The organism is Streptomyces sp. NPDC051452 (assembly GCF_044454765.1).
In the GTDB taxonomy this organism is placed as follows: Bacteria; Actinomycetota; Actinomycetes; order Streptomycetales; family Streptomycetaceae; genus Streptomyces.
The window spans coordinates 175,000-200,581 of sequence record NZ_JBITEB010000015.1 but is presented as its reverse complement, the minus strand read 5'-3'; the positions used below and the strand labels follow the sequence as shown (position 1 = coordinate 200,581).

Genomic DNA, 25,582 nt, shown 5'->3' with positions numbered 1-25,582 from the left:
TTACGGCTCGGCCATCCGCCCCCACCGCCCCGCACCCGTCCCGCGAGAACCGAGAGGCCCCCATGGACCTGCGCTACACCCCCGAACAGGCCGATCTCAAGCGCCGCGCCGCCGACTACGCCCGGCTGCTGATGCGCTACGAGGACCAGTCCGAGCAGGCCGGCGGCCCGCTGCCCGAGCCGCTGGTCGCCGAACTGACCCGGGCCGCCATGGACGCCGGCGTCTACGCCATCAACATGCCCGTCGAGTGGGGTGGCGCCGGGCTGAGCCTGCTCGACCAGGTCATCGTCGAGGAGGAGTTCGGAAAGGTCACCAACTGTCTGTGGGACATCCCCTGGCGCCCCGCCAACGTCCTCGCCCACGGCGACGAGCGCCAGCGCGAGAAGTACCTGCTGCCCGTCATCCGCGCGGAGAGGTTCGACGCGTTCGCCGTCACCGAGCCCGGCGCCGGATCCGACCCGTCCTCCGGCACCTCCACCGCGACCCGGACCGACGGCGGCTGGCTGCTGAACGGTGAGAAGTGGTTCGTCACCTGCGGGGACATCGCCGACTTCCTGCTGGTCCAGGCGGACGCGGGCCCCGAGCGGCTGCCCACGCTGTTCTTCGTGGACAAGGCCGCGCCCGGCGTCGAGCTGACCCGGCTGCCCCGCTTCATGCACTCCGCCGTCAACGGGCACCCCGAGTTCACCTTCACCGACGTGTTCGTGGCAGACGAGGACGTCCTCGGCGGCGTCGGCAACGGCTACGAGCTGACCAAGGAGTGGTTCACCGACGAACGGCTGATGATCGCGGCGCGCACGGTCGGCGCGGCGGAGCGGGCGCTGGAGCTGGCCCGGGACTGGGCCGTGGAGCGGGAGCAGTTCGGGGCGCCGATCGCCTCCTACCAGCTGATCCAGGGCATGCTCGCCGACTGCGCCGTGGACATCGCCGTCAACCGGGCCTACACCCACCAGGTGGCCTGGGAGGCCGACCAGCCGCACACCGACCGCAAGACGCTGCACGCCAAGGCGTCCACCGCCAAGCTCGCCGCCAGCGAGGCGGCCGGCCGGGTCGCCGACCGCTGCCTGCAGATCTTCGGCGGACGCGGCTACGACCGCACCTACCCCGTCGAGCGCATGTACCGCGAGCTGCGCGTGGACCGGATCTGGGAGGGCACCTCCGAGATCCAGCGGCTGATCATCGCCAACGAGCTGATCAAGCGGGGCACGCGCGCCCTGGCACTGCCCACGCCCTGACACCGGGCGCCGACCCCCGCCCGCCCCCGCCGGCTTCTGGCCTCTCGTCCCGCTCCCCTTCCGTATCCGCCCGCCCGCGCCACCCACACCCGAACTGCGAGGACCCTCCATGGACTTCCGTCTCACCCCGCGCCAGGTGCGCCTCAAGGCCGACGCCCGCGCCCTGACCGACCTCATCGCCGCCTACGAGCTGGAGTGCGAGGAGAACAACGGCCTGCCGGCCGACGCCCACGCCAGGATCCGTGACGCGGTCCTCGACGCCGGGCTCCAGGCCGTCAACATGCCGGCCGAGTGGGGCGGCGCCGGACTCACCATCGCCGAGCAGGTCACCGTGCAGGAAGAGCTGGGACGGCTGACGGGCGCGCTGTGGGACATGGTGTGGCGCCCCGCCAACGCCCTCCGGTTCTGCACCCCCGAGCAGCACGAGCGCTTCCTCGTCCCGGTGATCCGGGGCGAGCGGCGGGACTGCTACGCCGTCACCGAGCCCGGTGCCGGCTCGGACCCGCAGAACCTCGCGACCACCGCCACCAGGAACGACCGGGGCTGGGTCCTCGACGGCGAGAAGTGGTTCGTGACCGTCGGCGACCACGCCGACTTCATGATCGTCCTCGCCGCGGCGGGCCCGGAACGCGCGCCCACCCTGTTCCTCGTCGACAAGGACACCCCCGGCATCGAGATGACGCGCGTCCCGCGCTGGATGCACACGTTCGTCTACGAGCACCCCGAGTTCACCTTCACCGACGTCCAGGTCGGCGAGGACGCCGTGCTCGGCGGTGTCGGCGAGGGGTACGACATCACCCGCTCCTGGTTCACCGAGGAACGCCTGATGATCGCGGCGCGCACGGTCGGCGCGGCGGAGCGGGCGCTGGAGCTGGCCCGGGACTGGGCCGTGGAGCGGGAGCAGTTCGGGGCGCCGATCGCCTCCTACCAGCTGATCCAGGGCATGCTTGCCGACAGTGCCGTGGACATCGCCGTCAACCGGGCCTACACCCACCAGGTGGCCTGGGAGATCGACCAGGCCTCGGCCGGGGACCGCAAGCGGCTGCACGCCAAGGCGGCCATCGCCAAGCTCTCGGCGAGCGAGGCCTCCGGCCGGGTGATCGACCGGTGCCTGCAGATCCACGGCGGACGCGGCTACGACCGCTCCTACGCCGTCGAACGGCTCTACCGCGAGCTGCGCGTGGACCGCATCTGGGAGGGCACCTCCGAGATCCAGCGGCTGATCATCGCCAACGAACTCGTCCAACGCGGCACCGGGGTGCTGGACCTGCCCAGCGCCTGAAGACACCGGCCGACACGGATCGAAGGGAAGCTCGGATGACCGACATCGAACGCGTCGGAGTCGTCGGCTGCGGCCTGATGGGTGCGGGCATCGCCGAGGTCTGTGCGCGGGCCGGGCTGCCTGTGACGGTGGTCGAACGCGACGCGCAGGCGGCCCGGGCCGGCCGCCTGCGGATCGACCGCTCACTGGACCGGGCGACCGCGCTCGGCAGGCTCACCGCCGTACACCGCGAGCGTGCCTCCGCCCTGATCACCGTCGCCGACCAGCTCGAGGCGCTGGACGACCGGGACCTGGTCATCGAGGCCGTCGCGGAGGACGAGCGGCTCAAGACGGACCTCTTCACCCGCCTCGACACCGTCCTCACCGACGACCGCGCCCTCCTCGCCACCAACACCTCCTCCATCCCGGTGATCCGGCTGGCCGCTGCCACCGGCCGGCCCGAACGCGTGGTCGGCGTGCACTTCTTCAACCCGGTACCGGTCCTGCGGCTGGTCGAACTCGTGCCCTCGCTGCTCACCTCGCAGGACACCGTGCGACGGGCCGAGACCTTCGTGACCGGCAGGCTGGGCAAGGAGGTGGTACGCACCCGGGACCGGGCCGGCTTCGTCGTCAACGCCCTGCTCGTGCCGTATCTGCTGGCCGCGATCCGCATGGTCGAGGCGGGCGGGGCGAGCGTCGACGACATCGACCGGGCGATGGTCCTCGGCTGTGCGCACCCCCTCGGTCCGCTCGCCCTGACGGACCTGATCGGCCTGGACACCACCCGGGCCATCGCCGAGTCGCTGTACGCCGAGTTCCGCGAGCCGCTGTACGCGCCGCCGCCCCTGCTGCGCCGGATGGTGGAGGCGGGCCTGCTGGGACGCAAGTCCGGGCGGGGCTTCCACACCTATCCGACGGGGCGGCGCGAGGAGACGGCCGTACCGGTGCGGCGGCCGTGAGGGAAGCGTGAGGGAAGATGGTGGCGGCGTAGGATCGGCGAACGAGGGGAGCGGCAGGGTGACGACCAAGGTGCGCAGCACGGCGGAGACCCGCGAGCGCATCCTGACCGCGGCGTGCGAGGTCATCGCCGAGACCGGTTTCGAGAAGATCCGGATGCGCATGGTCGCGGAGCGGGCCGGGGTGTCGACCGCGCTGCTGCACTACCACTTCGACACGCGCGAGAAGCTGTTCACCGAGGCGATGACGCACTCCTTCGCCCACACCGCGCTGGACGCCGAACGCGACGCGGACAGCACGCCCGCGGCGGTCGTGCTGGCCCGCATCCTGCGCAACCTGCTGCCGACCGACCCCGAACTGCACCAGGACTGGCGGCTGTGGCAGGAACTGTGGGCCCGGGCGCTGCGCGACGAGACGACCCGCCTCTTCGCAGTCGACCTCTACGCCCAACTGCACGCCTGGGTGGCCGGCGCGGTCCGGCGCGGCATCGCGTCCGGCGAGTTCACCCCGACCGACGTGGACGCGCTGAGCACCCTCGTCCTCTCCCTGAGCGACGGCTACGGCATCCGCCTGATGCTGCGCGATCCCGCCGTCACCCTGGACACGGCGCTCACCGCCGTCTGGCACCAGGTCGCCGGCGCACTGGGCCTCCCACCGACCCTGCCGCAGGGCTAGGCCGGCGGCGGCGGGCCAACAAGGCGGCCATCAGTGTCCTGGGGAAGCTACCGCCCCGACAGCACATGGCTCGGGCCTGGGGCGCCATGGCGACCAGGGCGTGTCCGATGGGTCAGTCGTCCACCCTCGGTCGGGTGGTTTGCCCCCGAATGTTCGCCGTCGCGCTGAGCTGATCGGAAGGATGGGTCTGCTGTTGCCGGCGGGAGTGACGTCCGCCCGGCGGGATCAAGGGAAAGGTAATCATGGTGGGAACGAAGTGGTCTGCCGCTCCATGGGGCACGGCACTGGCCCTGGTCGCCGTCGTGGCCGCCGCTACGACACCGGCGGCTGCCCACGGCCAGGCGTCCGGCCGGGCCCAGCGCATTGTGCTCACGAACTCGGACAACGGCCGGTCCGTGACCGCGACCCTGGGCGACGACATCGAAGTCCGGCTCACCAGCTCCCACGAAAACGGACTCACCTGGAGCTGGAGCACCCCGACGTCCAGCGACTCCACCGTTCTCCGGCGCACCACCGGTGCTACGGCACCGAGCGGCGGCGCGTCAGCGGTCTTGCACGCGGAACACGACGGTACCGCGACCGTCACCACGCAACGCCGCTGCCGCCCCGACCCGGGCCACGTCTGTCCCTTGGTGATCACGCCGTGGAAGGTCACGGTCGAAGTGAAGTGACCTCATGGACGGGGTCGGCCTTCGCCGGTGGCTGACCCGTCGGACACGACCTAGCCCGGTTCCTCCGGCAGGTCCGCCGAGGAGTCCTCGGGTGCCAGGTCGGGGCGCAGCCGGAGCCAGGACGGCTGGCGGAGCATCCCGGAGCGGGTACGGGTGCTGTAGCCGACCTCGCCCACCAGCCGGGGCAGCACCCAGTGGGCGCCCGTGACGCGCGGGACCGGGTCGAAGGGGCACCGGTCGCTCGCGGCGGCCCGCAACAGCGCCGCCAGCTCCGTGCGTTCCGCCTCGCTCCAGCCGGTGCCGACCCCACCGACGTACCGCAGCCGGCCACCCGCCCGCTGACCGACCAGGACCGCACCCGGCAGCCCGGTCAGCCGCCCCTTGCCGGGCAGCCAGCCGCCGACGATCACGTCCTCGGCACGCGTGTTCCGGATCTTGACCCAGGCGCGGGAGCGCACCCCCGGCTCGTACACCGAGTCCAGCCGCTTGCACACCAGGCCCTCCAGGCCGTGCTCCCTGGTCGCCGCGAGCGCCTCGGCGCCATGCCCGGTCACGGCGCCCGGCGTCGACCAGTGCGGTCCCGAGAGCCCCAGTTCCCGCAGCCGGGCCCGCCGCCGCAGATACGGCAGCCGCACCAGGGATTCCCCCAGGAACGGCACGTCGAACAGGACCAGATGCACCGGCACCCGGGCGGCCCGGTGTGCCGCACGCGCGGGGGCGTGCGCGAGGCCCATCCGGCTCTGCAGCAGCTGGAAGTCGGAGCGGCCCCGCTCGTCCAGGGCCAGCACCTCGCCGTCCAGGACCGCGGGCGCGGCCCCGAGGCTCTCGCCGAGCGGGTGGAGTTCGGGGTAGGCGGCGGTGATGTCCTCGCCCGAGCGGGCACGCAACAGCACGCTGCCGTCGCCGGGCAGGTAGACCATCACCCGCTGGCCGTCCTGCTTGGTCTCGTACGCCCACCGCTCGTCCTGCGCGGGGGGCGGCAGGCTGCCGGGTGTCGCCAGCATCGGCGGAATCAACGGGAGGGGCGGGAGGGGCGGGGTCACGGCGGTCACGGCTGAAGGTCTCGACCGCGCTCCGCGCCCTCACGCGCCTTTCGGTAACCGTTCCCCTGAACGGGCCCGCGCCACGGTCCCGGGACACGCCCGGCGCGGGTGGCGCGTGGCGGATGGACGGGAGGCTTCCCCGGCTGGACCTCGGAGCGGTGGTGAGCATGGCGCAGGACGGCGCGGGCCGAGCAGGTGAGCGCGACGCGGGAGGCCATCCTGACCGCGGCGGAACCGCTGTTCGCCGAACACGGCGGGTACGCCGTCGCCAACCGCCGGATCAGCGAGGCCGCTGGTCAGGGCCACAACGCCGCGGTCGGCTACCACTTCGGCACCAGGGCCGACCCGGTCCGCGCGTTCGCCCGTCGGCACGCCGAACGCATCGAGACGCTCAGGGAGCGCTCCCCTCGCGGCGGCCGGCGACTCCGGGGACGTACGCGACCGGGTCGGCTGCCCGGTGCCCGACCATCTGGCCGGGCTCGGCAGCCCCACCCGGTACGCACGGTTCCGCGCCCGCGTGATGACCGACCCGGCGCTGCACGAGATCATGGCCGAGGAGTCGCCGGCCTCACCGGCGCTGCGGTGGGCGATCGAGGGGCTCGACCGCGCCATGCCGGAGACGCCGCCCGAGGTGCGGGCCGAACGCGGCCGGATGGTCCGGGTGTTGTTGATCCCGCTCACCTGCGCCGAGCGGGAACGGGCCCTGGCCGAGGGCTCCGCGACGCCGCGTGCCGGCCGGAGCGAGGCCGTTACGGGACTCGCCGACGCGATCGGCGGCCTGTGGCCGGCGCCGGTCAGTCCCGCCCGCCGGCGGCCGCTCCGCCGGAGGGACGGTCCACGGTGAGGGACGTGTCGTCGGCGGGATCCCACCGGGCGCCCGCCGAGCGGTGGCCGAGGACCGGCTCGGCGAGCAGCCTCGCCAACCCGCACAGGGTCTGACCGTGCCGGGCGAAGAGCGCGTCGCGCGAGTCGAAGTGGCCGAGGTCCGCGAGCACATGGGCCGAGAGGTCGCACGCCGGACCGGTGGCCGGGCACGCCGTGGTGCCGTCCCAGTCGATCGCCGTCCGGGACAGGGCATCGAACAGCGTCTCCGGGCCGGAGTTGGTGAAGCCGCCGCCCGGCCGCCCGCTCAACTCCTCCAGGTCGCCGAAGAGTTCGGACGCCGTAAGCCAGGGCGCTGCCGGGTGGGCGGCCGGTGGCAGGCCCTCGACGTGGAATTCGGGCCAGGCGAGCACGACCTGGTGGGGGACGAGCGGACGCACCAGGGGGAAGCGCGGATACCAGAACCTGCCGTCCACCAGCAGTCCGCGCACCCGGGTGGCCACCCCGCAGGCTCGTGCCACCGACTCCAGCACCGCCAGCCGCTGGCTGCACGAGCCGCGGCCACGGCGCAGCACCTGCGACACGGGCCGCTCGTCCCGTACCGAGTAGACCGGGCGGACCGTCGCGGCGATCCAGCGGTGAGCCCGGCGCAGGGCCGCTGTCCGCCGGAGGGGATCGGCCGCGTCCGCCGACGTCGGCATGTCGAGCCGTTGGACGAGGGAGGCGACGGCCGGATGCCGCCAGTCGAGGATGCGCGTGGGGGCCGTACTCCCGGTGTGACTCCCCGCGTGCGCGCCGCTGTCGGTCGTGGCGGCGCCGGTGATGCGCGCGCGGGCCCGGCGTCGGGGCGTGAGAAGCGAACTCGTCATGACCGTGGTCCTCTCGTCCGGCACCCGACGGTGGCGTGACGTATCGTGACAGGAAAATTGAACATGTTCAATTATGTCTGTCGCAACGTCATCGAGGGGAGTCCGGCTCCACGTCCAGGCCGGTGCAGGCCAGTTTCCCGTCCACCTCGGCGCACGCCTCGACGCCCCGCGGCGAGGACACCGGGAGCATCGGGCTGCTGTAGCCGGTGGAGTCGTCGGCCGGATAGGTCGCCGAGAGCACGTCCTGGCCCGCCCGGACGGACACCTCGCGCGGCCGCGGGGTGTGGATCCGGACCTCGGACCAGACGGTGCCGCAGGCCGGCGAATAGCGCAGCCGGACGGCGTAGGCCGGGTCGGACGCCGTACTCCGGGTCTGCGCGTCCCGGACGCAGGCCGACACCTCGGGCAACTGCCCCTGGCAGGAGCGGCCGTGGCAGCGGGGCGCCCCCGACAGGGGCTGCGCTGTGGGCACCGGCCCCGGGTGCCCGGACAGGGCGAAGGTGGCGGCGAGTGCCGCCGCCGCGCCGCACAGCGCGAGCGCCGGCAGCGGGAACCGGCCGCGCCGGCCGGCCGGGCGGTTCGGGCCGGGCGCCTCGGGCGGGTCCGCGGGCGGCTTCGCGGCACAGGCGTCCCACCGGGCCAGTACGGCGGCGGGATCCGCGCCGGCCAGCCGGCACAGCGCCTCCACCGCGGGCCTGGGGGGCCGCTGGGCGCCGGACAGATACCGGTGCCAGGCGGACTTGCTGTACGGGGTGCGCGCGGCCAGTGCCGCGAGGCTCAGACCCGTTCGGTCCTTCAGCTCGCGCAGGGCCGCCGTCAATGGCTCGCTCGGCGTGGTCGCTCCTCGGGGGTGCCGCATCGTGCTTTCCTCGACTCCCATTCCGCTATGGGCGGTTTCGCCCCTGTTGCTCGGAATGGCTTCCCGTTCGCTTGGTGCCCGGAACGCCGGTGAGGTATGAGGAAGGTGAGGCGACGGCGTACCGAAGGCCCGTTCGGGGGTCGTCGAACGGGCCTTCGGTGTTCAGGGGAGGTGGTGGTGAGGGGGCGTCAGCACCAGGGGAGGGCGCGGTTGACGCGCACGTAGTGGGCGGAGACGTACCCCTCGTGGTGCGGGAGGCGGTACCAGGTGTGGTTGCCGAACACCCCGGAGCCGTGGGTCCGGCACGTCAGCCGCACCACCCGGTGCGCGCGCAGGTGGCCGGTGACCAGGTAGCCGGTGCCGGGGCCGGAGCGGACATTGAGCCGGGTGTGCCGGGTGGCGACCCGGCCGGACGCGGGGGTGGCGACGCGCCGCGCCGTGCCGAGCACCGCGAAGCGGTACGCGGCGCTCGTGGTGCCCGTGGTCCGTGCCGTGAGGCGGTGCACGGCGGCCGGCAGCGGGAAGCGGCCGGTGCGGCCCACCCGGTACTCGAGGTGGTGGATCCGGTGCTGGGCGCGGTGGGTGAGGTGGCTTCGGTGGTGGCGGACACGGAGCCCGATGTGGCGCGAGCGGTCACCGGCGCGCTGGGTGTGGTCGTGCCGTACGGCGGCGGCGGGCGCCGTACGGACGGGTGCGGCGCTCGCCGAGGCGGCCCCGGCCGCCGTGGGCAGGAAGGCGAGCACCGCGACCGTGGCCAGCAGGCCGCTCTTCAGGGTCCGTCGGATCATGGAAACCTCCGGCTGTCGTTCTCGTGACCACGAGCAGCGGTCACGACACTCAGCGTTACCGCCGTGAACCCTCCGAATGCCGTCCCCGCGTCCCCCGGGACGGCCGGGACGTCCCCCGGGACGGGCGTCGGCCCCGGATCCGGCTCGAGGGACCTCGCCGGAGCGTCCGCACCGAGGTGGGCGCGGGGAACCGGCCCTGCCGGCGCCTACTTTCGAGTAATATCCGGCGTCAGGTGCCCAGAGGAGGAACAGTGTCCCGGTCCGAACGCTCGCCCCTGCTGCTCGCCGGTCTGCTGGCCGCGGCCGGAGTCGCCCACTTCACCACCCCCCGGCAGTTCGACGCCACCATCCCCGGCCGGCTGCCGGGCTCACCCAGGGCCTGGACCTACGGCAGCGGGGCTCTCGAACTGGCCCTCGCGGCCGGAATCGCCGCGCCCCGCACCCGCGCGGCCGCCGCGAAGGCGGCCGCGGCCTTCTTCGTCGGGGTGTTCCCGGCCAACGTGCAGATGGCCGTGGACTGGCGACACCGCCCCGCGCCGCTGCGGACGGCCGCCCTGGCGCGGCTGCCGCTCCAGATCCCGCTGGTGCTGTGGGCCCGCGGGGTCGCCCGGAACGAAGGGAAGGGGCGGTCATGACCGAACGCGTCGAGGTCGGTGACAAGGTCGAGGACTTCGCCCTGCCCGACGAGACCGGTACCACGCGCCGGCTCACCGAGCTGCTGGCCGAGGGGCCCGTCGTGCTCTTCTTCTACCCGGCCGCCCTCACCACCGGCTGCACCGCCGAGGCCTGCCACTTCCGCGACCTGGCCGCCGAATTCGCCGCCGTGGGCGCACACCCCGTCGGGATCAGCGGGGACGGCATCGACAAGCAGCGCGAGTTCGCCGGGCGCCACACCCTCGGCATGCCCCTGCTCTCCGACGCGGACGGCGCGGTCCGCGAGCGGTTCGGCGTCAGGCGGGGCTTCTCCCTCGCCCCCACCAAACGCGTCACCTTCGTGATCGCCAAGGACCGCACGGTGCTGGAGATCGTCCGCAGCGAACTGCGCATGAACTCCCACGCCGACCGGGCCCTGGCCGCCCTGCGCGCCCACGGGGGCTGACCCCCGCCCGGTTCCGCGGTTGATGCGCCGGAACAATCGGATCATCCTTGGTGATATGGAGCATGTCGCCGCCGTGGCGGTCATGGACGCCCAGGGCAGGGTGACCGGATGGAGCGAGGGCGCGCGGCTCCTCACCGGCCATCGGGCCGAGGACGTCGTGGGCCGGCCCGCGGCGGACCTGCTCGCCGAGGACGTTCCGGCCGACGCCGTCGCCGCCCGGGCCGGCGCGGCCACCCTGCGCCACCGCGACGGCCGGCGCGTGGAGCTGGCCCTCACCGCCTGCCCGGTGACCGGCGCCGCCGGCAAGCCGGCCGGATACGTCGTCACGGCGGCCCCGGCCGGCACCCTCCTCGCCGCGCAGGCCTTCGACCAGGCCTCGCCCGCCATGTCGGTCTTCGACCTGCGCCAGCGGTATCTGCGCGTCAACGACGCCGCCTGCAAGGTGATGGGCGTCCCGGAATCCGCGCTCGCGGGCCGCCACTTCCCCGAGACCGTCGAGGACACCGACTACGACCGGGGCTTCCTGCGCCATCTGCGCGAGGTCGCCGAGACCGGCCGTCCCGTCCGCTACGAGAGCTTCGCCCGCGCCCCCGCACTGAACCGGGAGCACCTGTGGAGCATCGAGATGTGGCCGCTGCGGGACGCCTCGGGCGACCAGACCGCCGTCGCCATGGCGGCCTTCGACAACACCGACCAATACTGGGCCCGGCGCCGGCTGGCCCTGCTCAACGAGGCCGCGACCGCTCTGGGCACCACCCTGGACGTGGTCCGCACCGCCGAGGAACTGGTCGAACTCCTGGTGCCGCGCTACGCCGACTTCGCCGGCGTCGACCTGCTCGACTGGGTGCTCGGCGCCGACGAGCCGCCGGTGGTCCCCGACGGCGGCGTCACCCTCCAGCGCGTCGCCCACGGATCCACCCGGTCGGGCACCCCCGGCGCGGCCGTGGCCCTGGGGGAGACCCACCTCTACCAGCCGCCCTCGCCGCCCGCCCGCGCGCTGCGCGACGGCCACGCCGTGATCGGCCAGGCCGGCGAGCCCGGGTTCGTAGCGTGGCTCCAGGAGCGCAACACACGATCACCCGAGGGCGAATCCTTCCGACAGGGCGTCCACTCCATGATCGCGGTGCCGCTCCGGGCGCGCGGAACCACCCTCGGCGTCGCCCTCTGCGTCCGCGTGGCCCACCCGGACGCCTATGTCCCCGACGACGCCGTGTTCGCCGAGGAACTGGCAAGCCGGGCCGCCGTCTGCATCGACAACGCGCGCCGCTTCGCCCGCGAACGCTCCACCGCCCTCGCCCTCCAGCACAGCCTGCTGCCGCGCGGACTGCCCGGGCAGGCCGCCGTCGACGTCGCCCACCGCTATCTGCCGTGCGGATCGGTCGCCGGCATCGGCGGCGACTGGTTCGACGTCATCCCGCTCTCCGGCGGCCGGGTCGCCCTGGTCGTGGGCGACGTGGTCGGCCACGGCATCCAGTCCTCGGCCACCATGGGCCGGCTGCGCACCGCCGTACGCACCCTCGCCGACGTGGACCTGCCGCCGGACGAGCTGCTCACCCACCTCGACGACCTGGTCACCCATCTGGCCTCCGGCGACAGCGGCGAGGAGGTCGCCGAAGCCGGCGCCACCTGTCTGTACGCCGTCTACGATCCCGTCTCCCGCCGCCTGTCGCTCGCCGCCGCCGGCCACGCGGCCCCGGCCGTCGTCCTGCCCGGCGGCAGCGCCGAGTCCGTCCCCTTGAGCGCGGGGCCGCCGCTCGGCGTCGGCGGGTTGCCCTTCGAGGCATCGGAACTCGAACTGCCCGAGGGATCCGTCGTCGCCCTCTACACCGACGGTCTGCTGGAGGGCCGTGGCCGGGATGCCGACGCCGCGGCCGACGACCTGTGCCGAGCGCTGAGCGTGCCGTGCGACTCCCTCGACGCGCTGTGCGACAGCGTCCTGAAGGCCGTCCTGCCCGACCAGCCGGGAGACGACGTGGCCCTGCTGCTCGTGCGCACCCGCGCCCTCGGGGCCGACCGGGTCGCCACCTGGGACGTCCCGCCCGACCCCGCGCAGGTCGCCGTCCTGCGTCAGGCGACCGGCGAGCAACTGGCCGCCTGGGGTCTGGAGGAGGCATCCTTCGTCACCGAACTCGTCGTCAGCGAACTCGTCACGAACGCCATCCGCTACGGCGCACCGCCCATCCAGCTCCGCCTGATCCGCGACCGCGCGCTCATCTGCGAGGTCTCCGACGCCAGCTCCACCTCCCCCCACCTGCGCCGGGCGCACGCCTACGACGAGGGCGGCCGGGGCCTGCTGCTGGTCGCCCAGCTCACCCAGCGCTGGGGCAGCCGGCAGACGGGCGGCGGCAAGACGATCTGGGCGGAGCAGCCACTGCCCGACGCCTGAGCCACCGGGCCACCCGGCTTCGGCGGCCCACGGCCGCGGCCGGCCCGCGAATGAACCGGCCCGCGATAGACCGGACGGCGACACACCGGCTGTCGTCGGCGGACGAGTTCGCAGCGCATCGCGCCCGGCTGTTCGGCCTCGCCTACCGGCTGCCCAGCTCCGCCACGGAGGCCGAGGACGCGGTGCAGGACGCATATCTGCGGTTCAGCGGCGCCGAGCGCTCCCGGATCGGAGCAGGTCTCGACGGCGATGCCGGTCCTGCTGGAGCGACTGACGCCGGCCGAACGGGCGGTGTACGTGCTGCGCCCGCGGCAAGGCCGCGTCTCAGGCCGCCGGACGCTCCCGCACCACGTCTTGCGGCCGCTTGTCCGTACGCAGGCCGAGGAACCGCGGGTGCCGCAGCATCCCGTCCCGGGTCCACTCGGTGAAGGCGATCTGCGCGACCAGTTCCGGCTCCACCCAGCGGGCGCGTGACTCCCGTACCACCCCGGTGAACGGCGAGGTGTCCCGGCGCGCCCCGTCCAGCCGCTCGCGCAGCGCCAGCAGGGTGCGCCGGTCGAAACCGGTGCCGACCTTGCCCGCGTAACGCAGCCGGTCACCCTCGTAGTGGCCGAGCAGCAGCGCCCCCAGCCCGACGCGGCTGCCCGCCGGCTCGGTGAAGCCGCCGATCACGAACTCCTGCGCCTGCTCGCACTTGAGCTTCAGCCAGTCCGTGGACCTACGGGTCCGGTACGGCCCGTCGGCCCGCTTGGCGATCAGCCCCTCCCAGCCCCGGCCGCAGGCCTCGGCGAGCAGCTCGGCGCCGCCCGCGTTGCGATGCGGGGTCAGCCGCAGCGGGGTCCGGTAGGTGAGCGCCCGGCGCAGCAGCGACTTGCGCGCCCGCAAGGGGAGCGCGCGGGTGTCGGCGCCCTCCAGCCGCAGCACGTCGAAGACGTAGTACGTCACCGCGACCCCGGACGCCTCGATGTCCCGGAGCCGGGTCAGCCCCATCCGCCGCTGCAGGCGCGCGAAGTCGGTACGGCCGCCGGAGAACGCGACCACCTCGCCGTCCACGGTGAAGTCCGCGCACTCCTGCCCGGCGAGCGCCGCGACGATCTCCGGATAGGTGTCGTCCAGCCGCTGCCCCGTGCGCGAGAGCAGCCGCACCCGCTCACCCTCCCGCACCGCCAGCAGCCGCACGCCGTCCAGCTTCCGTTCGAACACCCAGCCCGCGCCGAAGTCCCGCCGGTCGCTGAGGGTGGCCAGCATCGGGGACGCGGCCAGCTCGGTGCCCGGCGCGGCCGGCCGCAGCAGCCGCCGCCGATCGTCGGGCAGGGCGTCCAGCACCCCGGATCCGGACCCCACCTCTCACTCCTCGCCGTCGGCCGCCGCCACCTGGGCGAGAGTGCGTCCGCTGCGCACCGAGCGGGCCCGCCGGGGGTCCGGGGTGCCGTGCCCGTCCGAGCGCGCCGCGCCCTTGCGCACCAGCAGCCAGGCGTCCTCGCCGTCGCTGCCCCTGAAGCGGGTGAGGGCGTACTCGCCGTGCAGCTTCGTGCCGTTCAGCCGGAACGTGGCGTGCCCGCGCTCCAGCGACTCCGCGAAGTCCACCGGACGCCCCCGCCGGTCGTGGCTCGCCGGCTCGTAGGTGCCGTGGTCCCACACGATCACGGTGCCGCCGCCGTACTCGCCCTTCGGGATCACGCCCTCGAAGTTCTCGTAGTCCAGCGGATGGTCCTCCGTCGGCACGGCCAGCCGCTTGTCGCCCGGGTCGGTGGACGGCCCCTTCGGGATCGACCAGGATCTCAGGACGTCGCCCACCTGGAGCCGGAAGTCGAAGTGCATCCGGCGCGCGTCATGGATCTGGACCACGAACCGGGGCCGGTCGCCGTCCTCCCGGGCCGCCTGGCCGGACGGCTCCCGGGTCCGTTCGAAGTCTCGCTTGCCGCGGTACGTCCGCAGCCGGTCCTCCGCCGCCACGTCCGGCTCCCTTCCGTGCGTCGGTCCCAGCGGCGCCCGAGTACCCCGCGGCGGGGCGGTCAGCCCGCGAGACCGTCCGGCCGGGCGTGCGGTGCGCTCGGCCCCCGACGCCGCCACCGCGGACGTCGCGCGGGAACGCGTCGAGCGGCCGTAGCTCACCGCACACGTGCGGATTCCGGCGCGGGCCGCAGCCGGCGCGCCCTGGCATACAGTGCGGTGACCAGGCCCGACAGCCCCGCCACGCACAACAGGGCGGGTCCGGGGCCGAGGCGCAGCAGCAGGGCGCCGGCGACCCCGCCGACGAAGACACCGAGGACGGTCGCCAGCCGCCGGACCCGGGTCAGCGCCGGTTCCCGTGCCTCCGCCGTACGCCCGGGCAGCAGCCCGGCGAGCAGTTTGACCAGGGTGATCTGCAGGACCGTGGTCGGCATGTCGGGAATGCTCGCCTGCACCATCACGCGGTTGCGCCAGCCCATGGCGGCCGCGAGCAGCACGACGGCGATCGCCGTGACGAGCTCGGCGGGTGCCCCCTGTCCGCTCGTGAGGACGACGACCAGCCCGGCGAGCAGGACCATCGCCGTTTCCAGGGCGAGGGCCGGCACGAACCACCGGCCTCCACGACGACCGAGCCGGGTGACGACCGTGTGGGCGGCGACGGCCCCCAGGACGAAAGCCACGAGAGCCTCGGCGGGGCGGGCGACGGGCGTTCCCGCCCGTGTCACACCGAATCCCAGGAACAGCACGTTGCCCGTCGTCAGCGCGGCGAACGCGTGCCCGAGCCCGAGGAAGGTGATCGCGTCGACCGCGCCGGCCGTCACGGTCAGCGCGAACAGCACGACCGCGATGCGCAACCGCGGGGGCGCCGGGGCACCGTTCACATCGTCCGCCGATCGACTGCCCGACAAGGAAGTGCCGGGCGCCCATCGGCCCGGGCACACCAGCCGCCCCCATCCTCCGGCGCCGAGCGGTGGACCGCATCCCGGAGTACTTCCGTCGCGCAGGAGTGCACCGTGGGAGGGGCGGCGGTGTCACGATCTGTCGGGGGCCCATCGACGAGCATCGGTGGTGAGCCGGCGCGGGCGCCCGACCCGCCCGTACGTCAGTCCGCCGGCCGCCATCCCAGGGCCGGCCCCAGCTTCGTCGCCATGTCCTTCAGGATCTGCACGTAGTCCGCGTGCTCGAAGGTGAACGGCAGCGCGAACGCCACCTCGTCGATCTCCCGGAACGCGGCGTGCGCGTGCAGCCGTTCCGCCAGCTCCGCCGAGGTGCCGACCAGGTCCGGCGCGAACAGCAGCCGCGCCGGACCCTGCGGTGAGGAGGTACGGGGCAGGCGCCTCGCCGCGTACTCCGCGTACCTGGCGCGCTGCTCCGGTGTCGCCGAGTCCGTGGGTATCACCACCAGCCCCTGGGAGACACGGGCCGCCTCACCGTCGGGATGACGGGCCCGGAACTCACGGATGTGGGACAGCTGGACCGCGGCGAAGTCCGGCGCGGCGCCGTCGCCTTCGGCCTTGACGACGCTGCTGGTCAGGAGGTTCATGCCGTGCTCGCCCGCCCAGCGCGCCGAGCCGAGGCTGCCGCCGCCGTACCACAGGCGCCGGCCGAGACCGGGGGAGTGCGGCTGGACCACATCGGAGAACACCTCGAAGCCCTCGACCCCGCTGAAGTCCGTGGCCGGCTTGCCGCGCACCAGGTCCAGCAACCGCCGCACCCGCTCGTAGCCGAAGTCCTCCACGTCGGCGGTGTCCGGGTACAGGGCGCCCGCGACCTGCTCGAAGTGGGTCGGCGGACCGACACTGACACCGGGGTTCAGCCGGCCGCCGGACAGGATGTCCACGGTCGCCAGGTCCTCGGCCAGCCGCAGCGGGTTCTCCCAGCCCAGCGGTGTCACCGCGGTGCCCAGCTCGATGCGCCGGGTGCGCTGGGAGGCGGCGGCCAGGACGGCGACCGGGGACGAGATGCCGTACTGCAGATGCCGGTGACGGACCCATGCGCTGTCGAAACCGAGCCGCTCGCCCAGTTCGATGATCTCCAGCGTGGACTCGTGCCCCCGGGCCGGATCCGCCGCGTCGAACAGGCCGATGGTGAGGAAGCCCAGCCTGCGCAGGGGGCGGGGGGTGGACGGCACGGGTTCCTCCAGCGGTCGCACGGCTTCGTACGTCGGTCCTGCCGCGATTGTGGCAGGCGAGTGTGACAGCCGTGTGATGCGTGTGTGATCAGCGCAGCGGGATGACCACCTCGTCCTCCACCGGAGGATCCAGCTCCTGCGCGCGGTTTCCGGTCGCGGCGAAGCAGCGCAGCCGGACCGCGTCCGGCGTGACGTCCAGGCGCAGGAAGCACTTGAAGAAGGGCGGGCTGTAGGTGGTGGAGGACGGCGAGAACAACTGCGTGTAGATCTTGCGCACCGGCAGCCGGAACCGCGCGGCCCGCTCGGGTCGCCGTCCGGCGCCGAGGAGGTCCGCGACCAGCCGCGCGCGCCTGGTGACCCGGGCGCCGGGGCTCGGCGCCCGGCCCGGTTCGACACCGAGGCGTTCGCTGACGACCGCGGTCGCCTCGGCCTCGGTCAGGTCGAAGAAGCGGGGCATCCGCAGCCGGCGGCCGTAGAGGCGGCTGTAGAAGGCCAGCGAGTCCCCGCGCAGCGGGTAGCAGCGGAAGTCGCGCTCGGTGACTCCCGCGACCGACACCCGCGGGATGGTGTGCGTGGCGTGCATGAAGGCGCCGCCGCCGCCCGCGACCACGTACTGGACGAGGCGGCCGTCCACGTCGACCGGATAGCGCTGGTAGTTGTGGATGTCGCCGCCGATCGCGGCCACGTAGCGGTGCTCCGGGGCCCGGACGATGTCGTCCACCGTGCCGCCGCCCTCGATGGGGCAGGGGTGGTGCTCGGCGTCGACGTACAGGGGTGACCCGGTGATCAGGATCTTCGGCATCGGCCCTCGCGACACCTCGCGCAGCCACGCGCCCTGTTCGGCGTCGACCGTGCCCAGCAGGCCGGTGTCGATGCCGACGATCCGGACCGGCCCGGCGTCGATCGCCCAGTACGGCCCGGGCTGTTCGGCCCGCTGCGCCGGAGCCGCCCGCAACTGCCGCGCCGCCGCGAGGCGTTGCTCGTCCGTGGGGCCGGGCCGGTGCCACAGCCGGGCGCGCCACCAGGCTCGGGTGAGCGGACGGGGCCGGGGCCCGGGATCGAGCGGCGGGGTGTCGGCGCAGAAGACGCGCATGAAGGCGCCGAGGTCCTCGTACCAGTCGTGGTTGCCCGGTATCGCGTAGATCGGCGCCTGGTAGTCCCGGTACGGCCGGAAGAACTTGTCACCGTAGTCGTCGGCGCTGCCCACCGGGTAGATGACGTCGCTCGCGATCACCGCGAACTCGGTGTCCTGACCGACCTTCAGAAACCCTGGCACGACCGCGTACTGGGAGGCGTCGCCCTCGCCGGTGTCCCCGAGGACCATGAAGGAGAACCGGTCCGGGACCTCGCGCCGGATCACCTTGTCGGCTGGTGCCCCCGCCGCCTCCCGCCGCGCCACCCAGCGGCCGCGGGTGCGGCCGGTGGGGTCGCCGAACCAGGACGCCAGTACGCCGTTGCGGGCGGCCCACAGCGTCTTCGGGTTCAGCCACGACAGCTTCTCGACATGGCCGGGCATCAGCCTTTGGTAGGCGCCGCGTTCGGCCGAGCCCCAGCCGGCGCCCTGTGCGGTATCGCGTGAGGAGTCAGACACGCGGTGCACGGTAACAACGCGCCGGTCAATGACGGGATGCGGGGCCCGCGAACACCCATCCCGGGGGCCTGTCAGGGGTGTTGTGGGGCGAGCCCGGGCGGCGCGGGCCCACGTCCGCCCTCAGCCGGTGGAACTCCCGGGCCGGGCCTGGCCGGCGGGGCGTGCGGCGAGGGCTTCCAGCATGCGCCGCTGGTGCCGGTGGCCGACCGTCTCGTAGCCGACCACGGTCACGAAGGGAGCGAGCATCACCACGAGCAGGCAGACCGCGACCGGCACGCCCACCGCGGCCAGCAGGACGGCGAGGGCGAGGACGGCGAGCGTGACGGAGATCAGCAGCAGGTGGAACCTGTCCGCCTGGGACAGCAGCAGGGTGTGCAACAGATACACCATCAGCAGGAAGAGGCCCACGGGCAGGGCCAGCGAGAGGACCACGGCCACGCCCCCGATCTCCGAGTGGTGCTCCAGGTGCAGTCCGGCCACGTGCAGCCCCGCGCCGGCCCCGGCGATGCCGATGAACACGGGAATGTGTCCGTAGCCGAAGAGGTAGCCGCGGTCGCGGCGGTGGACGAGGACATCGCCGAAGGGCGTGGTGAAGTACACCCACCACATGCCGAAGGTCAGCCCCACACCGGCCACGACGACGGCGACCGCGTTGCCGGTCCAGTGGGTGCCCGTGGCGCCGCCGAGCAGATCGCCGGACGAGGCGACCGTGCCGACGACACCCTCGCCGAGGGTGATGATCGCGAACAGGCTGTACCGCTCGGCGACATGGTGCGGATGCCAGGGCGTGGTGCCCGCGCCTCCCTGGCTGAGCACCGGCAACAGCAGTTCCAACGCGCCGAGGAGGGCGAAGGCGAGGAACACGAACGGCAGTGGCAGAGCCACGAAGGCGATCACGAGCCAGCCGGCCTGCGCGATGACGGTCCAGCGGATCTGCGCGCTGCCCACCGCGTGGAACTCCCTCGACTCCCGGGCGGCGCGCCGCCACTGGAGCACCATCGCGACGCGCATCACGACGTAGCCGATCACCATCGCCCGCAGTTCGAGGTGGGTGCCCTCCCGGACCGAGTCGAACAGGGCGGGCAGCCCCAGGGACAACACCACCACCCCGATCATCTGCAGCATCGTCAGGGCCCGGTAGAGCCAGTCGTCGGTGTCGAATGCGGACGCGAACCAGCTGAAGCTGATCCAGGCGACGCTGATCGCGAACATGGCCAGCACGAACGCGGTGACCGCCGGCCCGGGGCGCCCCTCGGCGACCATCTCCGCGAGGTGGGACGCCGCGGTGCCGACGGCGACCACGAACGTCAGGTCGTACAACAGCTCCAAGGGGGAGGAGACCCGGCCGTGTTGCTCCGGGTCGCGGCCGGTCATGGGCACCCGGCTGTGGGCCAGCCTGCCGTCGGGGGGTTGTGTTGCGCTCATGGGCAGGATCATGCCGCCCACCGGCGGGTCCTGCCGCGCGACAGGCCCCGTTCCGCCCGGGCTCCGGGCCGCAGGGGGCATAGGGAAAACCCTCGAATGACCTCTATCTGACTGACATGTTCGAGTCAATCTGCAAGTGTTCCCCCGCATACCGCACCTCCTTGGTGTAGGCCGCACACCGCACCACCTGGTGTGCGCCGTACACCGCACCTCCCTGGTGTGCGCACGGATCACGGTCCCGCACAGCCCAGCTCTCCCGGGCAGCAGACCCCTCTGCCCGGTCTGTCACCGGCCGCGACCCGGCGGCCGCAGCAGGAGGAGTACGCGTGAGACGTCTTCCCCACAGACCCCTTCCCCCCAGAGGCCACAAGCGGGCCATGGTCGGAGCCGCCCTGGTCTCCACCGCGGCCCTCCTCGCCGTCGGCATGCAGACGGGCTCCGCCGCCGCCACGCCGGCGGCGGCCCACCCCGCGCCGCTGCGCAGCGGCGGCCTGGAGGCCAAGCTCTCCCCTGCGCAGCGCCAGGCGCTGCTCGACAGCGCCCGGCAGCACACCGCGGCGACCGCCCGCACCCTCGGCCTCGGCGCCAAGGAGAAGCTGGTCGTCAAGGACGTCGTCAAGGACAACGACGGCACCGTGCACACACGCTACGAGCGCACCTACGCCGGCCTCCCCGTCCTCGGCGGCGACCTCGTCGTGCACACTCCGCCCGCCTCCCTGGCCGCGGGATCCGTGAGCACCACCTTCAACAACAAGCGGGCCATCAAGGTCGCCGGGACGACCGCCGTCTTCACCAAGTCCGCCGCCGAGAGCAAGGCGCTCAAGGCAGCCAAGGCCCTCGACGCCGAGAAGGCCACCACGGACAGTGTCCGCAAGGTGATCTGGGCGGGCAGCGGCACCCCGAAGCTCGCCTGGGAGAGCGTGATCGGCGGCTTCCAGGACGACGGCACGCCCAGCCAGCTGCACGTCGTCACGGACGCCACCACCGGCGCCGAGCTGTACCGCTTCCAGGCGGTCAGGACCGGTATCGGCAACACCCAGTACAGCGGGCAGGTCACGCTGACCACCACGCAGTCGGGCTCGAACTACACCCTCACCGACGGCTCGCGCGGCGGCCACAAGACCTACAACCTCAACCACGGCACCTCCGGTACCGGCACGCTGTTCTCCCAGACCAGCGACACCTGGGGCAACGGCACCACCTCCAACGCGGCCACGGCCGGCGCCGACGCGCACTACGGCGCCGCGACCACCTGGGACTTCTACAAGAACACCTTCGGCCGCAGCGGCATCCGCAACGACGGTGTCGCCGCGTACTCCCGGACGCACTACGGCAACGCGTACGTGAACGCGTTCTGGGACGACACCTGCTTCTGCATGACCTACGGCGACGGCTCCGGCAACTCCGACCCGCTGACCTCGCTCGACGTGGCCGGCCACGAGATGAGCCACGGCGTCACCGCCGCCACGGCCAACCTCGACTACACCGGCGAGTCCGGCGGCCTGAACGAGGCCACCAGCGACATCTTCGGCACCGGCGTGGAGTTCTACGCCAACAACTCCACCGATGTCGGTGACTACCTCATCGGTGAGAAGATCAACATCAACGGTGACGGCACGCCGCTGCGTTACATGGACAAGCCGAGCAAGGACGGCGGCTCGGCCGACAGTTGGTACAGCGGCGTCGGCAACCTCGACGTGCACTACTCCTCGGGCCCCGCCAACCACATGTTCTACCTGCTGTCCGAGGGCAGCGGCACCAAGGTCATCAACGGCGTGACCTACAACAGCCCGACCTCCGACGGTGTCGCCGTCGCCGGCATCGGCCGCGCCGCCGCCCTGCAGATCTGGTACAAGGCGCTGACGACGTACATGACGTCCAGCACCAACTACGCGGGCGCGCGCACCGCGGCCCTCAACGCGGCCGCCGCGCTGTACGGCACCAACTCCACGCAGTACGCCGGGGTGGGCAACGCCTTCGCCGGTATCAACGTCGGCAGCCACATCACCCCGCCGAGCAACGGGGTGACGGTCACCAACCCGGGCAACCAGTCCTCGACCGTGGGCACGGCCGTGAGTCTGCAGGTTCAGGCGAGCAGCACCAACAGCGGCGCGCTGAGCTACAGCGCCTCCGGTCTGCCCGCGGGTCTGTCGATCAACAGCTCCACCGGCCTGATCACCGGCACGCCCACGGCGGCCGGTACCTCCAGCACCACGGTCACGGTCACCGACTCCACCGGTGCGACCGGTACCGCGACCTTCACCTGGACGGTCTCCACCGGCGGCGGTGGCGGCTGCACCTCGACACAGTTGCTGGGCAACCCGGGCTTCGAGTCCGGCAGCAGCGGCTGGACCGCGACCAGCGGCGTCATCACCAACGACACCGGTGAGGCGGCCCACGGCGGCTCGTACAAGGCCTGGCTCAACGGCTACGGCACGACGCACACCGACACCCTGTCCCAGTCGGTGACGATCCCCGCCGGCTGCAAGGCGAGCCTGACCTTCTACCTGCACATCGACTCGGCGGAGACCACCACCAGCGCCCAGTACGACAAGCTGACGGTGACCGCCGGTTCGAAGACCCTGGCGACCTACTCGAACCTGAACAAGGCCTCGGGTTACAGCCAGAAGACCTTCGACCTGTCCTCGCTGGCGGGTCAGACGGTCACGCTGAAGTTCAACGGCGTGGAGGACTCCTCGCTGCAGACCAGCTTCGTCGTGGACGACACGGCCCTGACGACGAGCTGAGCCCCGCCCTACGGCCACGGTCCCGCACCCCGCTGTCCTCGGGTGCGGGACCGTGCCATACCCGCTCAGCTCAGTGGGTCCAGCGTCAGATACGCCTGCTGCGGGCCACCGTCGTGGACGAGCGACTCCTGGTTGCCCACGTCGTCGAAGGCGAACGCGTAGGCCTTGCCGTCCGCCATCTGCGCGTGGATCTTGCGCGCGTAGTGGTTGGTCACCGTGTCCTGGTAGAAGTTCGCGGCCGTGGTGTCCGGCTGGTTGGGGTTGGTCAGCAGCGTCGAGCGGTTGAAACCGGCGCACAGCGTACGGGAGATGGGCCCGCGCACGTTGTCGTTCGGCGCGTCCAGCAGCTTGTGGCAGCCGAAGATGCTGGAGGCGTCCGGCTTCTGGAAGCTGGTGACGACCGCGCCGGAGGAGTTGGTGAAGTTCATGACGTTGCCCGAGACCCGGCCGAAGTACTTGGTGTTCGGCTGGTCGGTGAAGGGCGTGACGGTCAGCGTGGAGGTCGAGTACTTCTGCCAGACCCGGTTGACGTAGTCGTCCATCACGTTCGCCGGCAGCGCCCCGGTCTCCACGCCGTACAGCGGGGACAGGGCGCGCAGGACCGTGCCGTCGGACCGCGTCTGGACCAGGTTGGCCCAGCCGCCCGGCTGTCCGCGCAGGGCGTTGAAAAAGCCCGTGTAGCCACCGGACTTGAGGTGGCCGGTGGTGAGCGTGCTGCCGTCGGCCCGCCGCACCCCGACCGCGTACGGCGCGGAGAACATGTCCACCTGGGTGCTGTTGAGCCACAGCCCGGAGTCGTTCAGGGTGTACTCGGACCAGTTGAACAGGATGTCCCGGTTGGGGTCGGTGGGGTTCTGCACGGCCGGCTGCACCAGCCCGCCGGTGGTGAGCCGGAAGTCGAGTCTGCGGCCGTAGGAGAAGTAGATCCGCCCGGAGAACTTCGGTATGCGGATCGTCTTGGACTGTCCCGCGGCCGGCCCGGGAATCGACGCGTCCGGAGCGGGCGTGGGCGGGTTGCCGCCCGCGGGCCAGGCGTGGAAGGTGCCGCCCGCGTCCGCCCAGCCCTGCTGCCCGGAGGACAGCTGGGTGCCGAGGTCGTAGACGTAGACGGCGTCGGCACGGCCGGAGTTGTTGGTGATGGTCAAGGGGATGGTGTCCGGCACGGCGGCATCGGCGCGCTCGGGTGCGCCGAACGCGAGGAGTCCGCCGATCAGTGCCGCCGTGGCCGCCAGGGGCAGCGCGGGGCGTGCGAGCGTGTGAGGCACTCTCCACCTCCGTGTGGGGTCGGGGTCGTACGGATCTGGTCCGTACCAGCTATGAGAGCGCTCTCAGAGTCGTGCGGAGGTGCGTCCATGTCAATGACTCGGACGCGATCCGCGGCCATGAGCCGACTTTGGCACCGCGGCCGCCGGCGCGGCGAGTGGCGGGCCGTGCCGCAGCACTGCGCCCGAGTGCGGTGCGCACCCCTGCCGACCGCCCGGCGGGCGGGGCGTTCCGGTCCGCGGGCGGTCGTCGGCGGCGGTTCGCCGTGGTGGTATCCCGAGCCGAGGTCAGAAGGTGCGTTCGAGTAGGCCGAGCAGTGCCGCCCAGTGGCGTTCGTCGGCCTCGCGGTCGTAGGCCGGCGTGTCCGCCTGCGTGTAGCCGTGTCCGGCATCCGGGTAGACCTCGCAGGTGTGCCGTACTCCGGCGGTGGTCAGGGCCTCCTCGAACCGCGCCATCTGCTCCGGGGGCAGTGACGGGTCGTCGTCGGCGTGTCCGAAGTACAGCTCCGCCGTGATGTCGGGGGCGCCCAGATGCGGACTGCCCGGATCGTCGGTGGCGAGCCGGCCGCCGTGGAAACCGGCCGCGGCGGCGACCCGGTCCGGGAAGGCGGCGGCCGTCCACAGCGCCAGCCTGGCCCCCATGCAGTAACCGGTCAGCGCGACCGGACCGTCGGCGACCAGCGGACTGTCGGCCAGCCAGCGCAGATAGGCGCCCGCGTCCCGCTCGACCAGGTCCGGCGTCAGCGAGGACACGAGCGGGCCGAGCCGGTCCCAGATCGTCGGGTCGGCGGCCGGGTCGATGAACTCGGGCAGGTCGAGGACCGGGGCCCGGCCCGCGCGGTAGAACACGTTCGGCACGAGCACCGTGTAGCCGGCGCCGGCCAGCCGGTCGGCCATCGACCTCAGGTGCGGGCGCAGGCCGTAGGCGTCCTGGTAGAACAGCACGGCCGGACGGGGGCGCCCGTCGGCCGGGTGGACGAGGTAGGAATCGGCGACGCCGTCCTCGGTGGGGATGTCGACGGCGGATCCTCGTACATCGGGCATGGTGAGAAGGCGCTCCCTTCGGGGCATGGGCGTCAGCCGGCGCGGAGCCGCCCGACGCCGCGGCTACCGCCCCATGCTGTCACGCAAGATCCCCACCCGGCGCACCCGGTGTGCTCCGCCTCACTCGAACCGGCTGGGGTCACCCGCGCCCCGTCGGACGATCTCCGCCTCACCGCTGGAGAAGTCCACCACCGTCGTCGGCTCGGTACCGCAGTCGCCCGAGTCGACCACCGCGTCGACGGCGTGGTCGAGCCGGTCCTTGATCTCCCAGCCCTGGGTCAACGGCTCCGCCTCGTCCGGCAGCAGCAGCGTGCTGGACAGCAGCGGCTCGTCCAGCTCGGCCAGCAGGGCCTGGGTGACGACATGGTCCGGGATGCGCACGCCGACCGTCTTCTTCTTCGGGTGCATCAGTTTGCGCGGCACCTCGCGCGTGGCGGGGAGGATGAACGTGTAACTCCCCGGAGTGGAGGCCTTCACCGCCCGGAAGACGTCGTTGTCCACCCGTACGAACTGGCCGAGCTGCGCGAAGTCCCGGCACATCAGAGTGAAGTGGTGCCGGTCGTCGAGATGGCGGATGGAACGGATCCGGTCCATGCCGTCCCGGCTGCCGAGGCGGCAGCCCAGCGCGTAACAGGAATCGGTGGGATATGCGATGAGCGCGCCCGAGCGGACCGCGTCGGCCACCTGTCCGATGCTGCGCGGCTGCGGGTTCTCGGGGTGCACGTCGAAGTACTTCGCCATCCGCCGAGCTTAAGCCGTCGCCC

22 protein-coding genes and 1 pseudogene are annotated in these 25,582 nt (G+C 72.7%); 10 read left to right on the top strand and 13 right to left on the bottom strand.

The features are described from left to right. Window positions 1-62: 62 nt before the first annotated feature. The 5 genes from ACIBA9_RS29450 (at window position 63) to ACIBA9_RS29430 (ending at window position 4,799) form a co-directional block, all read left to right on the top strand. The gene (locus tag ACIBA9_RS29450; RefSeq protein WP_399367682.1) at window positions 63-1,235 is read left to right on the top strand and encodes an acyl-CoA dehydrogenase family protein; all 1,173 of its coding nucleotides are present in this window, start codon (window positions 63-65) and stop codon (window positions 1,233-1,235) included. Between the two features lie 109 nt (window positions 1,236-1,344). Continuing rightward, window positions 1,345-2,517 (top strand): acyl-CoA dehydrogenase family protein, encoded by a 1,173-nt coding sequence (locus tag ACIBA9_RS29445; RefSeq protein WP_399367680.1) that lies wholly within the window; start codon window positions 1,345-1,347, stop codon window positions 2,515-2,517. Window positions 2,518-2,552: 35 nt separating this feature from the next. Beyond that, window positions 2,553-3,455 (top strand): 3-hydroxybutyryl-CoA dehydrogenase, encoded by a 903-nt coding sequence (locus ACIBA9_RS29440; RefSeq protein WP_399367678.1) that lies wholly within the window; start codon window positions 2,553-2,555, stop codon window positions 3,453-3,455. Between the two features lie 58 nt (window positions 3,456-3,513). Continuing rightward, a complete protein-coding gene (locus ACIBA9_RS29435) occupies window positions 3,514-4,128 on the top strand; it encodes a TetR/AcrR family transcriptional regulator (RefSeq protein WP_393902453.1) in 615 nt (204 codons plus the stop codon). A gap of 242 nt (window positions 4,129-4,370) precedes the next feature. Then, window positions 4,371-4,799 carry a hypothetical protein gene (locus ACIBA9_RS29430; RefSeq protein ID WP_399367676.1) on the top strand — a complete coding sequence of 143 codons (429 nt, stop codon included), beginning with the start codon at window positions 4,371-4,373 and terminating at the stop codon, window positions 4,797-4,799. Window positions 4,800-4,849: 50 nt separating this feature from the next. Here ACIBA9_RS29430 and ACIBA9_RS29425 read toward each other — a convergent pair whose 3' ends face one another. Further along, window positions 4,850-5,803 (bottom strand): ATP-dependent DNA ligase, encoded by a 954-nt coding sequence (locus tag ACIBA9_RS29425; protein WP_399367674.1) that lies wholly within the window; start codon window positions 5,801-5,803, stop codon window positions 4,850-4,852. Between the two features lie 234 nt (window positions 5,804-6,037). Here ACIBA9_RS29425 and ACIBA9_RS29420 point away from each other — a divergent pair. Beyond that, window positions 6,038-6,686, top strand: a pseudogene (locus tag ACIBA9_RS29420) (TetR/AcrR family transcriptional regulator). On the opposite strand, the gene ACIBA9_RS29415 reads toward ACIBA9_RS29420, so the two are convergent. The 3 genes from ACIBA9_RS29415 to ACIBA9_RS29405 form a co-directional block, all read right to left on the bottom strand. Then, window positions 6,637-7,533 (bottom strand): transglutaminase domain-containing protein, encoded by an 897-nt coding sequence (locus ACIBA9_RS29415; protein WP_399367673.1) that lies wholly within the window; start codon window positions 7,531-7,533, stop codon window positions 6,637-6,639. The pseudogene ACIBA9_RS29420 and the gene ACIBA9_RS29415 overlap by 50 nt on opposite strands. 88 nt (window positions 7,534-7,621) lie before the next feature. Further along, window positions 7,622-8,392: an XRE family transcriptional regulator gene (locus ACIBA9_RS29410; RefSeq protein ID WP_399367671.1), complete on the bottom strand. Its 771-nt coding sequence runs from the start codon at window positions 8,390-8,392 to the stop codon at window positions 7,622-7,624. A gap of 188 nt (window positions 8,393-8,580) precedes the next feature. After that, window positions 8,581-9,180 (bottom strand): SH3 domain-containing protein, encoded by a 600-nt coding sequence (locus tag ACIBA9_RS29405; protein ID WP_399367669.1) that lies wholly within the window; start codon window positions 9,178-9,180, stop codon window positions 8,581-8,583. A 251-nt stretch (window positions 9,181-9,431) separates the two neighbouring features. On the opposite strand from ACIBA9_RS29405, the gene ACIBA9_RS29400 reads away from it, so the two are divergent. From ACIBA9_RS29400 to ACIBA9_RS29390, 3 genes are read left to right on the top strand one after another with little or no spacing between them, the layout of a single operon-like run. Further along, window positions 9,432-9,815 (top strand): DoxX family protein, encoded by a 384-nt coding sequence (locus tag ACIBA9_RS29400; RefSeq protein WP_399367667.1) that lies wholly within the window; start codon window positions 9,432-9,434, stop codon window positions 9,813-9,815. Further along, a complete protein-coding gene (locus ACIBA9_RS29395) occupies window positions 9,812-10,279 on the top strand; it encodes a peroxiredoxin (protein WP_399367665.1) in 468 nt (155 codons plus the stop codon). The genes ACIBA9_RS29400 and ACIBA9_RS29395 overlap by 4 nt, the downstream gene beginning before the upstream one ends. 55 nt (window positions 10,280-10,334) lie before the next feature. Next, entirely contained in the window at window positions 10,335-12,665 is a 2,331-nt protein-coding gene (locus ACIBA9_RS29390) for a SpoIIE family protein phosphatase (RefSeq protein ID WP_399367663.1), read from the top strand. 324 nt (window positions 12,666-12,989) lie between these two features. On the opposite strand, the gene ligD is transcribed toward ACIBA9_RS29390, so the two are convergent. The 6 genes from ligD to ACIBA9_RS29360 all read right to left on the bottom strand — a co-directional run bounded on the left by ligD (window position 12,990) and on the right by ACIBA9_RS29360 (window position 19,765). Continuing rightward, window positions 12,990-14,009: a non-homologous end-joining DNA ligase gene (gene ligD / locus ACIBA9_RS29385; RefSeq protein WP_399367661.1), complete on the bottom strand. Its 1,020-nt coding sequence runs from the start codon at window positions 14,007-14,009 to the stop codon at window positions 12,990-12,992. 3 nt (window positions 14,010-14,012) lie between these two features. Next, window positions 14,013-14,621 (bottom strand): DNA polymerase ligase N-terminal domain-containing protein, encoded by a 609-nt coding sequence (locus tag ACIBA9_RS29380; RefSeq protein ID WP_399367659.1) that lies wholly within the window; start codon window positions 14,619-14,621, stop codon window positions 14,013-14,015. A 155-nt stretch (window positions 14,622-14,776) separates the two neighbouring features. Then, entirely contained in the window at window positions 14,777-15,499 is a 723-nt protein-coding gene (locus tag ACIBA9_RS29375) for a YoaK family protein (protein WP_399367657.1), read from the bottom strand. A 221-nt stretch (window positions 15,500-15,720) separates the two neighbouring features. Next, on the bottom strand, window positions 15,721-16,749 hold the full coding sequence (locus ACIBA9_RS29370; protein ID WP_399367655.1) for an LLM class flavin-dependent oxidoreductase: 1,029 nt from the start codon (window positions 16,747-16,749) through the stop codon (window positions 15,721-15,723). 88 nt (window positions 16,750-16,837) lie between these two features. Next, complete coding sequence (locus tag ACIBA9_RS29365; protein WP_399367653.1) at window positions 16,838-18,340, bottom strand: metallophosphoesterase family protein; 1,503 nt, start codon at window positions 18,338-18,340, stop codon at window positions 16,838-16,840. Between the two features lie 120 nt (window positions 18,341-18,460). Beyond that, a complete protein-coding gene (locus ACIBA9_RS29360) occupies window positions 18,461-19,765 on the bottom strand; it encodes a low temperature requirement protein A (protein WP_399367651.1) in 1,305 nt (434 codons plus the stop codon). A 377-nt stretch (window positions 19,766-20,142) separates the two neighbouring features. Between ACIBA9_RS29360 and ACIBA9_RS29355 the strand changes: the two genes are divergently transcribed. After that, window positions 20,143-22,512 (top strand): M4 family metallopeptidase, encoded by a 2,370-nt coding sequence (locus ACIBA9_RS29355; RefSeq protein WP_399367649.1) that lies wholly within the window; start codon window positions 20,143-20,145, stop codon window positions 22,510-22,512. Between the two features lie 65 nt (window positions 22,513-22,577). On the opposite strand, the gene ACIBA9_RS29350 is transcribed toward ACIBA9_RS29355, so the two are convergent. The 3 genes from ACIBA9_RS29350 to ACIBA9_RS29340 form a co-directional block, all read right to left on the bottom strand. Beyond that, the gene (locus tag ACIBA9_RS29350; protein WP_399367647.1) at window positions 22,578-23,777 is read right to left on the bottom strand and encodes a glycoside hydrolase family 64 protein; all 1,200 of its coding nucleotides are present in this window, start codon (window positions 23,775-23,777) and stop codon (window positions 22,578-22,580) included. Window positions 23,778-24,062: 285 nt separating this feature from the next. Beyond that, entirely contained in the window at window positions 24,063-24,818 is a 756-nt protein-coding gene (locus ACIBA9_RS29345; protein WP_399367645.1) for a dienelactone hydrolase family protein, read from the bottom strand. Window positions 24,819-24,938: 120 nt separating this feature from the next. Next, the gene (locus tag ACIBA9_RS29340; RefSeq protein ID WP_393899750.1) at window positions 24,939-25,559 is read right to left on the bottom strand and encodes an L-threonylcarbamoyladenylate synthase; all 621 of its coding nucleotides are present in this window, start codon (window positions 25,557-25,559) and stop codon (window positions 24,939-24,941) included. Window positions 25,560-25,582: the final 23 nt, after the last annotated feature.

Bases quoted from the DNA above. Each gene is read 5' to 3' on its own strand.
- ACIBA9_RS29405 (WP_399367669.1), bottom strand. From the start codon at position 9,180: ATGATCCGACGGACCCTGAAGAGCGGCCTGCTGGCCACGGTCGCGGTG.
- ACIBA9_RS29395 (WP_399367665.1), top strand. From the start codon at position 9,812: ATGACCGAACGCGTCGAGGTCGGTGACAAGGTCGAGGACTTCGCCCTG.
- ACIBA9_RS29410 (WP_399367671.1), bottom strand. From the start codon at position 8,392: ATGCGGCACCCCCGAGGAGCGACCACGCCGAGCGAGCCATTGACGGCG.
- ACIBA9_RS29345 (WP_399367645.1), bottom strand. From the start codon at position 24,818: ATGCCCGATGTACGAGGATCCGCCGTCGACATCCCCACCGAGGACGGC.
- ACIBA9_RS29445 (WP_399367680.1), top strand. From the start codon at position 1,345: ATGGACTTCCGTCTCACCCCGCGCCAGGTGCGCCTCAAGGCCGACGCC.
- ACIBA9_RS29415 (WP_399367673.1), bottom strand. From the start codon at position 7,533: ATGACGAGTTCGCTTCTCACGCCCCGACGCCGGGCCCGCGCGCGCATC.
- ACIBA9_RS29390 (WP_399367663.1), top strand. From the start codon at position 10,335: ATGGAGCATGTCGCCGCCGTGGCGGTCATGGACGCCCAGGGCAGGGTG.
- ACIBA9_RS29440 (WP_399367678.1), top strand. From the start codon at position 2,553: ATGACCGACATCGAACGCGTCGGAGTCGTCGGCTGCGGCCTGATGGGT.
- ACIBA9_RS29355 (WP_399367649.1), top strand. From the start codon at position 20,143: ATGGTCGGAGCCGCCCTGGTCTCCACCGCGGCCCTCCTCGCCGTCGGC.
- ACIBA9_RS29450 (WP_399367682.1), top strand. From the start codon at position 63: ATGGACCTGCGCTACACCCCCGAACAGGCCGATCTCAAGCGCCGCGCC.
- ACIBA9_RS29425 (WP_399367674.1), bottom strand. From the start codon at position 5,803: ATGCTGGCGACACCCGGCAGCCTGCCGCCCCCCGCGCAGGACGAGCGG.
- ACIBA9_RS29360 (WP_399367651.1), bottom strand. From the start codon at position 19,765: ATGAGCGCAACACAACCCCCCGACGGCAGGCTGGCCCACAGCCGGGTG.
- ACIBA9_RS29430 (WP_399367676.1), top strand. From the start codon at position 4,371: ATGGTGGGAACGAAGTGGTCTGCCGCTCCATGGGGCACGGCACTGGCC.
- ACIBA9_RS29340 (WP_393899750.1), bottom strand. From the start codon at position 25,559: ATGGCGAAGTACTTCGACGTGCACCCCGAGAACCCGCAGCCGCGCAGC.